Origin of the sequence: Deminuibacter soli (genome assembly GCF_003412455.1) — a bacterium.
Taxonomy (GTDB): domain Bacteria; phylum Bacteroidota; class Bacteroidia; order Chitinophagales; family Chitinophagaceae; genus Deminuibacter; species Deminuibacter soli.
This window is the reverse complement of the sequence record NZ_QTJU01000005.1, coordinates 205,926-217,892: the sequence shown is the minus strand read 5'-3', so window position 1 is coordinate 217,892 and position 11,967 is coordinate 205,926. Positions and strand designations below refer to the sequence as shown.

The window sequence follows — 11,967 nt, the reverse complement described above, 5'->3', positions numbered from 1 at the left end:
ACCCTTACAGGCATGAGCTTGGTAACTGTTATTATTCTTACCTATAACGAGGAACTGCATATAGAAAGATGCATCCGCAATCTTCAGAAAATAAGCAGTCACATTGTACTCATCGACAGCTGTTCAACAGATAAAACCTGTGCAATAGCCACATCGCTGGGTGCAAAGGTGTACGAAAATCCATGGCCGGGCAGCCACTCTATACAATTTAACTGGGCGCTTGAAAACTGCACATTCGATACTGAATGGTTAATGCGTATGGATGCGGATGAATACCTTACGGATGAGCTGATCGATGAAATTAACCGTACGCTGCCTGCAACACCTTCCGAAACGGGTGGCTTCATTATCAAACGCCGGGTAATATTCCTGGGCAAATGGATAAAGCGCGGTGGTTTCTATCCGCACAGGCTTTTGCGTGTATGGCGCAACGGATACGGTAAACTGGAAGAGCGCTGGATGGATGAACACGTAGTGCTGTCAAAAGGTAACATTGCGCACCTGCAATATGATATGGTTGATCATAATCTTAATAACCTCACCTGGTGGACCCAGAAGCAGAACAATTACGCCAACAGGGAAGTACTTGATCTTGTAGATATTCAGAATCGCTCTACAGCTGCAGCAAATGTTGCTGCCAGCCTTACGGGTGAACAGTTTTCAAGGAAAAGATGGCTGAAGGAAAAGGCGTACAGCCGTATTCCCCTGTTTGTTCGGCCGCTATGTTATTTTTTCTTCCGGTATATCCTGCTGCTAGGGTTCCTGGATGGCAAGGCAGGGCTGGTGTTTCATTTCCTGCAAGGTTTCTGGTATCGCTTTCTGGTAGATGCCAAGATGCTTGAGTTGCGTATGGCTGGTTTAAAGAGATCCGAAAAAAAATAATGTATGCAGTCTTCTGTTTCTTCAACTTCACCTTTGTATTTAACCCGCTTTATAGCAGCCTGCATGGTACTGGCGTATCACTCCGCACCGGTCTGGTATAAAGCGACCTATGCTGATATCACCAAATGGGGAGAAGCAGTGAATTACTTCTTTTTTATCTCCGGCTTTGTAATGCTTCTGTCTTGTCAGCGTTACCTGCAGAACAATGCAAATCTGAAACAGTTTTCAAAAGTAGATTTCTGGATAAAGCGTATTGCACGCATATACCCGGTATATGTCCTGGCGCTTCTTATAATGGTTTGTTATCATTATTTTGTAGCTTTTTCCATACCATCCATACCATCGAGGTTTCCAATGGAAGTACTGGGCCTGCAACGCTGGGTATATGCAGGTTCCATTAATTCACCCGGCTGGTCTGTATCCTGCGAGTTCCTGTTCTATTTCCTGTTTCCTTTCACACTTGCCTGGTTGTGGTATACGCCGTTAAAAAAGCTGGTGCTGCAGGTAACGGGATTGTTCCTGCTCAACGTTGCAGTTGCATTGTTTATGAACCAGTACCTGATGCCTTTGCAATCAGGCAAGCTGGTGCATATGCTTATCAGCACTGTTTACGGGCATCCGCTTTTTAAATACACCATTTTCCTGGCTGGTAATGTATGCGGCATCATTTATATCCGCTATTTACAGGCAAGGTCTTTTAACCAATACCTTGTGGCTGCAGTATTGCTGGCATCACTGGCGAGCATCTTATACTTCCTGCATCATATTCCCGGCGACAGCCCGCTTATTGCATCAGGAATGCTAACGCCTTTGTATTTCATTTTTGTGGTAAGCCTTTGCAAGCTGGAAGGCCTGTTATTACGCCTGCTGTCTGCCCGGCCATTTATTTTCCTGGGTGAAATCAGTTACGGAGTGTACATCTTCCAGTTGCCTGTGTGGTTTTTTGTTACGCACTTTACCGGAGTGCCGATTCTGCATCATGCATTTGCACATATTAGCGGATTTACCGGGTACGCGTGTATACTCATCCTGTTTGCTACAGTTGTATATTACCTGTACGAAATGCCTGCAAAAAACGCAATACTTAAATGGTATACGCAAAGCAGGGAAAGAAGGCAAGAAAAGCTGGCACCCGGTATATCATAAAGATTGGTCAAAATAAAATCAGGAATGGCTAAAATTTCAAAGCTTCACAAACTTGATGCATTGCGCGGTTTTGCTGCATTGTATGTAATAATGCATCATGTTTGTCAAAGCAGCACATTTGCATACAAGAATTTCAGGTTCCATGGATTGCGCTTGTCGTCTCTCTTTGGATTTGGACAGGAAGCGGTGATCATTTTTTTCCTGTTGTCAGGATTTGTTATTGAATATTCATTTACGAGGTCAACAGACAAATCTTTTGCAGACTACTTTGCGAAACGTTTTTTCCGCATTTATATTCCGCTTTTCATTATATTTTTATGCAGTTACCTGGTAAAGTCATGGGAAGCTTCGCAATTACTTAGTGCGGATTGGCTTACACTTGCAGGCAACTGTTTGATGCTGCAGGATCTGCCTGCTGCCAGGGCGCATGTATTGTTTAGCCCTTATATGGACAATTCACCGCTGTGGTCGCTGGCCTATGAGTGGTGGTTTTATATGATTTACTATGGCATTTACCGTTATGTGCCTGCTGCAAAGCAATTCAGGTTTGTTTTCGCGTTGGTTGCATTGGCTGTTGTAACGTACCTTTTTTACCCGTTTTTTGTTAACCGTATCTTGCTTTACCTGGGAATATGGTGGTGTGGTGTAGAACTGGCAAGGCTGTATATTAAAGGTGCTGTAAGTTTTAGTAAGGCGTGGCACTTGTTTGTTATGGTTGCTGTACCTGGTGTCATCATTGGGCTATATAGTTATTGGCTGGGCTATATGGCCGGCGCAGAACTGTCTCCCGGAAGAACGCCGCTGCTCGAACTAAGACATTTTTCTTTTACCGCGTTGAGCCTGGCAATTGCTATTGGCTGGCACCGGTTAAAATGGATAGGGTTTAACCGTATATTCGGGCCTTTTACCATATTCTCGTCTGTTTCCTATGTGCTGTATATCGCGCATTACTTTATTGCTGTTAATCCGGTGTACCTGCAGTTTATCGGTAACCCGCTGTTAAGATCGCTGGTGGCTTTACTGCTGCTGTTCGGGTTTTCGTATATCATAGAATTGCAGGTGTACCCACGGGTACGTAAAATGCTGCAAACCGGCAGTAAGCGCAACAATACTGCCGGCCTGCAGCAATCTTTCAGATAAGGTGATAGTTAGGCATGCGCAGTAAATATTTATACAGTTCTTCCAGTTTGCTTTGCACATCCTTGGTGTTGGCGGTGTCTGAAGGTTGCTGCTGCAGGCGTTCCCAGGCCTGCGTCCAGTAATGATCAGCGGTGCCGCTCTGCAGGTTGCCCAGCAGAATCTTGCTTTTAACATAGTCCTGCTGCTCTGCCGGCAGTCCGTTAATGAAAAAGTATTGGGCAAGCTCTGCAATCAGGCTGTTGGGGTCGCCCGGATCAGACAGTGTTTGTGTAAGCTTCAGTACATCTATTTTGGTTACAAAGTTGTTTTCTTTGATGCCCGTGGATACAATTTTTTCAACAAACTGGTTGCGTGCAGGCAATGTAACAGAGTTGATCCACAATTTATCATATTCCGGTGCCTGGTAGTAGGCTGGCCATCCTGCCACATTCGGCGGCTGTCCCAATTGCTGCTGCTGCAGTGCACAGGCTGATTGCAGGTTGTACAATACATTGTACCTGCCGGCAAGATCAGTCGGAATAGGAACACGGCATTCACGCAAAAGTCCGATGGTAAAGTCTGCCGGGCTTTTGATTATCCCGCCTCTGTTGGCTTTGTCAAAGAAATGCTCGCTTGAAAAAAGCGCCAGCAATACAGGTTGTATATTATAATTGTTTTTCCTGAAAATGGCAGCCAATGGCGCGATGATGTTTTTTTCAGTAACACTGTCTATCTCGTGGTAAATAAAAAAACGATAAAGCTTCCGGCAAATAAACAGGGCAACTTCGTGTTGTGCGCAGATCATGTCGAGCAATTCATCTGTTTCCTTTTCACCGTCCGGGCCCTTTTGCCCTTTGATCACTTTGTTCCCGTAAAATGAAGAAAAATGTTTGTCGCCGTTATCGTGTTTATAGGAAACAAACTGGGTAGTGGCAGCATTGGTTCTGTAATCTATAATCCAGCCGGTTAGCACACGGGCTGCTTCTTTGATATCTGATTCTGTATAATGCGAGCCTGGGCCTTTGCCAATGGCAAACAGTTCCTGCAACTCGCGCCCATAGTTTTCATTGGGAGATACATTGGTGTTGCTATCGCCATTCAGGTAATACAGCATAGCAGGATTGCAGGTAATCACTTTCAGGAATACCCTGAAATTAGCCAATGCATGTGTTCGCAGCAGCTGGTTGTACTGGTAGCAAAAAATGGCCTTTTGAATAATCCTTGTTTCGGTTGCAAAATGATTGTGCCAGAAGAGCACCATTTTTTCACGGATGGTGCGTCGCTGGAAAAACATTAGCTCAAACCACCATGATTGAAACGAGTTGCGTCTTAAACCATTTGGGTTGTTCTGATCACCGGTATAGGTGGGTGCATCAATCCAGGTTCTGCCAAAAGGCACATCCGGGTCATTGTTTTTACCGCCATAGCTGTAGGCATTGAGCGGTGGGCCAGGTAACGCTTCGTTCGTGTAAATCAGTTCCTGTAAGCTATCATGCATCCCTTTTGCCATGAAATAATGGATATCTTCCTGCGTTGCGCCAAACATGGTTCTTTTAAGAAGATGCTGTACTGTATCATGATCCCATGGGCCCTGGTAGGGCTTCAGTCCGCTGGTTACTGCTTTGCTAGGTGATCCCATAAAGGTTTAAATATTGAATGGTTGATTGGATTAAAGATAGATTCATTCTTATTGCGTATAAAAATTTGAGGTCTTTTATTTTTGCATTTACTTTGTTTGACAGGTCGCTCGCCAATTAGTTAAATCCAATCCTTTAAAAAGCAGAATCATGAAGTTGAAATATTTTAAGTCGTTAGACGGTGTTAAAGGTATTGCCGCATTGCCGGCGATGCTATTTCACTTTTGGGCCCGGGCTGTTTTGCAAAACATGTCTTCACCTGCATAGTCCGCCTTATTACTTTATCTCAAACGAATGTCCCTAAATCCATAATAATGAAAAAACGCATACTGCTTGTGGGAGGTAATTTTTATCCTGAAACAACCGGGATAGGTAAATACAATGGTGAAATGATTGACTGGCTGGCAAAGCAGGGACATGAGTGCACGGTTATTACCACCTTTCCATACTACCCGCATTGGAAAGTGCAGCAACCCTATGACAGGCGCTGGTTCTGGTACAAAAGCGAGGTAAGGGATGCCCTAACCGAAGGCGGTACCAAAGTGAAGATATACCGTTGCCCGCATTATGTGCCTGCCAACCCGAGCGGGGTAAAGCGTATGATGCTCGATTTTTCATTCAGCCTTTCTTCTTTTGTAAAGCTGCTGCAACTGATCCCTGGTAAGAAGTATGATATGGTGATCACCGTAGTGCCGCCATTTCATCTTGGGTTACTGGCGGTACTGTATAAGCGTTTGCGCAAGGCAAAATTCTTTTATCATATACAGGACCTGCAGATAGAGGCTGCGCGTGATTTAAAAATGATCCGCTCAGAGAAGGTGGTAAAAACACTGTTCAGCGTAGAAAAATATATTCTTGACAGGGCCGATACAGTTAGCAGTATTTCAGATGGCATGATCAAAAAGATACGCGAGAAGGTAAAAAAGGAAGTGACCTTTTTCCCTAACTGGGTAGATATTTCATTGTTTCATCCGCTGGAAGACAAGGCCGCGCTGAAACAATCTTTTGGCTTTGCACCTGCTGATAAAATAGTGCTGTACTCCGGCGCAATAGGAGAGAAGCAGGGACTGGAAGCAATTATACAGGTGGCTGCACAAATGCGTGCTACACAAGGTTTAAAATTCCTGATATGCGGCTCAGGACCGTATAAGGAAAAACTGCAGAAACTGGCAGAACAGCTGAATGTGAACAATGTGATCTTTTTTCCCTTGCAGCCGTTTGATAAGTTCAATGCATTTCTGAACATGGCCGATGTGCACCTGGTTATTCAGAAAGCACAGGCAAGCGACCTGGTAATGCCTTCCAAACTAACCACCATCCTTGCAGTAGGCGGGCTTGCGGTGGTTACGGCGAATCCTGACTGCAGTTTGTATGAGCTGGTAAACAAGCACCAGATCGGTATTTTAACCGAAGCAGAAAACTCAGCAGCGCTTCAGAAAGGTGTTCAAACAGCAATTGAAAGTAACCATACAGCTATCCATACAAATGCCCGTAATTACGCTGAAAAGTATCTTTCTATCGATAATGTACTGAGTTCCTACATTACTTCTGCCTAAAAATTGCTTTAATTAAAAAATAATATTTACTTTTGGTTTATTAATTTTAGTTATACCCTGAAGATACCTGAACCCTTGCCTGCCTACGTGTGTTGATATAAGTTACATCGACTTATTGTGAAAAGGGTGAAATTGTTGAATAATATAGCTGTTATGCTATTGATGAAATAAACCCTTAAACTATGAACTGACCAGTTTGCTCCAGATTACCCTAACCCGTCTCCTCGCCACCATTTTCCATTTTATTTTTAAGAGGTACGGTTCGAATATAGCAAATGCACAGGCATTAAAGCCTTGCTGCGGCTTGTTTGTACATCAAATATGCCGGTGCTGTAACCTATGTAAATACAGAGAAGTAATAATCCATTTATCCATATTTGAATAACCAAAAAGAAAGCAGTGTGATTGAGTAAACAGTGATTGAAAACCCTAAACTTAATTCCCAATTTTATGGTTATTTCCATTAAAGAAAAAGGGACAAAACAATATATCGAGTGTTTGTTTTCGCTCCGTAAGCTGCGTATGTCAGGTCTTGCGGCATTATTGTTTATATTCTTTTTTGGTTGCGCTAACCTGGCAACTGCACAAACCGATGCAGCAGATCATGTTTCACCTGCCGAGCAGCAGGAGGAAGCTGTTGCTAAGGTTGCTGATGACGACCTGTTTTACGCAAACAATGTCACGTTTGTATACGATGGTTTATATGCTGTAAATACTGCAGATGGTGTAGGACAGATAAAGTTGCATGTACGTGTAACAGACGCCAGCGGCAATCCTGTTGCGGGCGTTCCGGTTACATTCAGCGCAAGTCCTTCAGGCAATGTAACCATTATAAAGAATGATGCTGCTACTGATGCAAACGGTTACGCTTATGTGGCCTACAGCAGCACAACACCGGGTATAGTAAACATCAGCGCAAATGTGAACGGCACCAGTGCAAACGGCGGTACGCCCATTCCAATTACCTTCACCAATATTGTTGATGTAACAAAGAGCAGTTTCGCGATAATCAGCAACAATGCCATTGCCAATGGCCAGGCTACGGATATTGCTGAAGTGCGGCTGGTAGATGCTAATGGAAACCCACTGGTGAATGTGCCTGTGAGCTTTTCAACGAGCGATGGAGCTGATGGAAGTGGTACCGTTAATTATACCAACAGCCAGGGTATTGTTCAATTTACGCAGACCAATAAGAAAGTTGTTACCTTATCACTTGCTGCTACGGTGAACAATATTCCTATTGGTGCTACAGATAACTGGGCTTTTGTGGCTGATAAGCCGGATGTGGGTTCAGGTGGCGGCGATGTGCCCCCAGGCTCTAATCCCGGTGACGGTGGAACCAATCCTCCCGGTGGTGGCACAAACCCCGGTGGTGGAACCAATCCTCCTGGTGGCGGAACGAATCCCGGTGGTGGCACAAACCCTCCTGGTGGCGGAACGAACCCCGGTGGTGGTACAAACCCTCCTGGCGGCGGAACGAATCCCGGTGGTGGCACAAACCCTCCTGGCGGCGGAACGAATCCCGGTGATGGCACAAACCCTCCTGGTGGTGGAACGAATCCCGGTGGTGGCACAAACCCTCCTGGCGGCGGAACGAATCCCGGTGGTGGTACAAATCCTCCTGGTGGCGGAACGAATCCTGGTGGTGGCACTGATCCTGGTGGTGGCACTGATCCTGGTGGTGGTACAGGTCCCACCAATCCCAGCACAGGTGGCTCTTGCGGCAAAACAACCTTTACGCTTTCTGCGGCATCACAACAGGCAGATGGCACCAGCGTGGTGTCTGCTACTGTGGTGCTGAAAGATCAATACGATCACCTGATCAGCGGTGTTGATGTATCGTTTTATGTACTTCAAAACAACCTTGTACATTTCCTGAATGGCCCGGTTATTAAAACCGATGCCAATGGCGCCGCCACACTGAACATTGTTAGCTATAAGGCAGGTACGCTCGATTTGTTTGCCACTGTAAACGGCAGCGTGATTAAGGTGTGTAATGACAATGATGCCAGGATTATATTCCTGCCTGGCCCGCCGGATCTTGACAATGACAGCACCTATCTCAAAGGCATTATCACTACCGCCCTGGCCAACAATACCGATGCAACCAGCGCTGTAGCACATATTGTTGACAAACTGGGCAACCCTGTTTCCGGTCAAACAGTAACTTTTTCTTTTGTAGATAAAACAGGCAAGGCTTCTTTCACCACCGGCGCTACTGCTGTAACCGACAGGTATGGCAATGCTTATGCAGGTGTAAAAAGTGCTGCCATCGGCGAAGCTGATCTTTCTGCCACTGTATTGATCGGTGCTGCACAACAGGCCATCAAACACGGCTATCCTACCATACCGGTACCATTGTATTTTGTTTCAGGTACACCGGATATAAACAACGATTCTACTTATATTATTCCCGTAATTGATAATGCTACGGCTAACGGGCTCGATATTACGCGGGTAAAAGTACACGTTGTAGATGCCTGGGGTAATGTGGTGGCGAATGTTCCGGTAAACTTCAATAAAACAGACACAGCCGGCCGTTCAATATTTGCCAACAACAACAACATTATCTATACCGATGCCAATGGTAATGCGTTTATCGATTTAACCAGCCTGGCAGCAGGAAAGGTTGATGTTACCGCCAACATTGTTATCAATGAAATAGCCGTAAACATTATTCATGGCAGCCCGGCTGCAGTATACTTTGTAAATATTCCCGATACGGATAATCCTGAAACATTGCTGCAGGTGGTTATTCCCAGGGCAATGGCAGATGGTATGTCGAATACGAGCGTAAAGGCACACGTGGTTGACCAGGATGGTAACCTGATGCGTTTTGTGCCGGTGTACTTTAATATATCAAAAGGACAGGGCAGGATTATTACGCCGCAGCCGGTGCCTACCGATGTAAGTGGTGACGCTTATATCCTGATCAACAGTACAACAGACGGCAGTGTAAACATTGTTGCCGCAGCGGGTACCAGGGATATTAAAAACGGAAGTCCTGCATTGGTTCAGTTTACCAGGCCGGATATTTATGTACCGCGTGCGTTTACACCTAATGGCGACGGGGTGAACGATATTATCAAACCCATTGTGGTAGGTGTTTTCAAGCTGCAGATATTCAGTGTGTACAATCGCTGGGGTAACCTGGTATTCCAGAGTGCAGATGCTGTAAGTAAAGGCTGGGATGGCACTTACAAAGGTGCACAACAGCCCAATGAAACATATATATGGGTAGCGCAGGGACTGGATGCTGCCGGCACATCGGTGCAGCGGCGTGGTATGCTTACCCTGGTAAGATAAAAATGCCGGATGCAGGTAATATAAAATATCCATCATGAAAATCGCAGGTTTAAGTGTATTGATGCTACTGGTTACAGGTATGGCCTATGCGCAGGAAATTAATTTTTCCCGCGTGCAGGACATGACGGTATGGTACAATCAATCACTCAAAACAGACAAGCAGAATACCGTAAAGCTCAATTACCGCAACGTATCGTACCAGGGATTAATGGCGTATAACAGCGTTGCGGCTATGATAGATATACCGCTTATTAAAAAGGTAAACAGGGAAGAACCAGACAAGGGCTACTTCAGCCTGAGCGGTGCAGTTGCTTCCGATAAATCGAACCAGGGCATATTCAGCAACACGGTTGGACTGCTGGGCCTGTCTTATGCTTTACCGCTGGGTGATGAGGAAACCTATGCTGCTGTTGGGTTTCAGGGCAGCTATTACCAAAGCCGTTTGAATACGGTTAACATGGACGGTGCTTTTCCCGACCAGTTTGACCAGTACGGACCCATTACCGGTGCACAGAGTAAAGACAATATTGCCGGTAACTGGGCTTACTATTATTTTAATTTAAACACAGGAATTTCAATTTTTAGTAACGGAGAAAATAATAAATGGTATATTGGCGCTTCAGTAATGCATGTGAACCAACCTTATACCGACCAAAAAAAACTGTCTAACTCCAAGCTCAGTCCGCAATGGTCTTTCCAGGGCGGGTACACTTATATTACACCGGATAAAAACGAGGCTTCTTTTCATGCCACACTCAACTGGCAGGCACAAGCCTATAAACATTTTTTTAATGTGAACTACATCAAATCGCTGCCCGGCATACAGGGTGGGGTAGGCTGTGGTTTATCATACAGGTATAATGACGCAGTTATACCCGACATCGAAATCAGGTACAGCAACGTAACCATTGCTGCTTTATACGATATCAACGTATCAGATATCCACGCTTCCGGGTATCAGCGCAACGGGATAGAGCTTGCCTTGAAATTGGATTTTTAATGCAGAAACCGAGACAAGTGTAATATGAAAAAAATGCGAAAAGTGTTATGTATGGCTGGCTGCTGCCTGCTGCTGGCAGTGGCTTCCAAAGCCCAGAATGAAGAAGGTGAAGAAACCCGAACCTGGGATAAGCGATGGTTTTTAGCCCCGGGTTTAAAGTTACAGGCACAGGATTTCGCTTTCCTGGAAAAGAACAGGATGGGGTACAAATCAAATGCAAATACATTGCCGCTAAAGGCACGTGGTAACGTGTCAGCGGCAATTTCTGTTTATAAAAATCTTAGCTCGCGCTTTGCTTTCAGTGCCGATGTGGGATATGATTATGGCAATGTAACCAATGATAAAGTGCAGATTGCAGATGCATTGGCAAAATCTTACAATGCTCTGAACGCTTCGGTATACTTTCACCTGCTGAGCGCACGCTTTAAACTGCAGCCCTATATTTATGGCGGCTTTAACGCGCTGGTACACGACCAGGCTTTTATGAGCATCCCTGCCGGTGCAGGTGTTAAATTCAATGCCCGCGGTATTATGCTGTTAGGCCAGGCTGCTTACGGGTTTAAGGTAAACCAGAATATTTCCAACACCATGATTTATTCACTGGGTGTTTACCTGCCAATCAGCAATAAAAAGCTGCAGCCGCGTAAGAAGCCTGCTGATAAAAAAGAAACAGGTACCGGCGGTAACGGTGCACCAACCAATGTGTTCGTGGTAATGCCTTCAAACGATTCATTGTTTAAGGTGCTGCAGGGAAGACTGGACGACCTGAGCAAGGCTGTCGCTGCAGGTGGCAGCAATGGTAAAAATGGTAACGGACGCAATGGCCTTAACGGGGAATCTGAATACAGTGAAGGAACTGATTCACTCGGTAACCCGCTGCCACCATCTATCGCGAAGTTTATTATTTACTTTAACTACGATGAGCATACCTTGCTCTCCAGCGCGTTTAATGTGCTTGACCAGGTGGTGTATCGCCTGAAGCAGGATAACACGCTGTTTGTGGATTTGATCGGTTACACTGACCTGTATGGTTCACAGGACTATAACCAGCCGCTGTCTAAAAAACGCGCAGAGATAGCTTACAACTACCTCGCAAGCCGTGGTATTCCGCAAAGCAGGATGTTCTTTAACTACTATGGTAAAAAGAACCCGATTGTGAATACACAGAATAAGAAAGACGACTGGCAGAACAGGCGTACGGAAATTATCCTGTACAGGAAACATTAATCACCGCAACTTACAACAGGTAATAAAATACAATCCCCTGGTACCGTTATGGCGCCAGGGGATTTTTATTTGTACCAGGGCTGGTTTCTTTGGT

At 45.2% G+C, this 11,967-nt stretch carries 8 protein-coding genes; 7 read left to right on the top strand and 1 reads right to left on the bottom strand.

The features are described 5' to 3' along the window. Window positions 1-12: 12 nt before the first annotated feature. Genes DXN05_RS15330 through DXN05_RS15320 form a run of 3 tightly spaced genes read left to right on the top strand, consistent with a single transcriptional unit; the run spans window position 13 to window position 3,168 of the window. Window positions 13-882: a glycosyltransferase family 2 protein gene (locus DXN05_RS15330; protein ID WP_116848148.1), complete on the top strand. Its 870-nt coding sequence runs from the start codon at window positions 13-15 to the stop codon at window positions 880-882. Window positions 883-885: 3 nt separating this feature from the next. Continuing rightward, entirely contained in the window at window positions 886-2,028 is a 1,143-nt protein-coding gene (locus tag DXN05_RS15325) for an acyltransferase family protein (RefSeq protein ID WP_116848147.1), read from the top strand. A 24-nt stretch (window positions 2,029-2,052) separates the two neighbouring features. Then, complete coding sequence (locus tag DXN05_RS15320; protein WP_116848146.1) at window positions 2,053-3,168, top strand: acyltransferase family protein; 1,116 nt, start codon at window positions 2,053-2,055, stop codon at window positions 3,166-3,168. Here DXN05_RS15320 and DXN05_RS15315 read toward each other — a convergent pair. Further along, window positions 3,161-4,786 carry a DUF1800 domain-containing protein gene (locus DXN05_RS15315; protein ID WP_116848145.1) on the bottom strand — a complete coding sequence of 542 codons (1,626 nt, stop codon included), beginning with the start codon at window positions 4,784-4,786 and terminating at the stop codon, window positions 3,161-3,163. The two genes, DXN05_RS15320 and DXN05_RS15315, sit on opposite strands and share 8 nt — an antisense overlap. A 312-nt stretch (window positions 4,787-5,098) precedes the next feature. Between DXN05_RS15315 and DXN05_RS15310 the strand changes: the two genes are divergently transcribed. The 4 genes from DXN05_RS15310 to DXN05_RS15295 all read left to right on the top strand — a co-directional run bounded on the left by DXN05_RS15310 (window position 5,099) and on the right by DXN05_RS15295 (window position 11,873). Next, window positions 5,099-6,340, top strand: coding sequence for a WcaI family glycosyltransferase (locus DXN05_RS15310; protein WP_116848144.1), 1,242 nt, complete (start codon window positions 5,099-5,101; stop codon window positions 6,338-6,340). Window positions 6,341-6,790: 450 nt separating this feature from the next. Then, window positions 6,791-9,646 (top strand): Ig-like domain-containing protein, encoded by a 2,856-nt coding sequence (locus DXN05_RS15305; RefSeq protein WP_116848143.1) that lies wholly within the window; start codon window positions 6,791-6,793, stop codon window positions 9,644-9,646. A 34-nt stretch (window positions 9,647-9,680) separates the two neighbouring features. After that, window positions 9,681-10,646: a type IX secretion system membrane protein PorP/SprF gene (locus DXN05_RS15300; protein WP_116848142.1), complete on the top strand. Its 966-nt coding sequence runs from the start codon at window positions 9,681-9,683 to the stop codon at window positions 10,644-10,646. Window positions 10,647-10,679: 33 nt separating this feature from the next. Beyond that, window positions 10,680-11,873, top strand: coding sequence for an OmpA family protein (locus DXN05_RS15295; RefSeq protein ID WP_158559268.1), 1,194 nt, complete (start codon window positions 10,680-10,682; stop codon window positions 11,871-11,873). The last annotated feature ends 94 nt before the right edge of the window (window positions 11,874-11,967 follow it).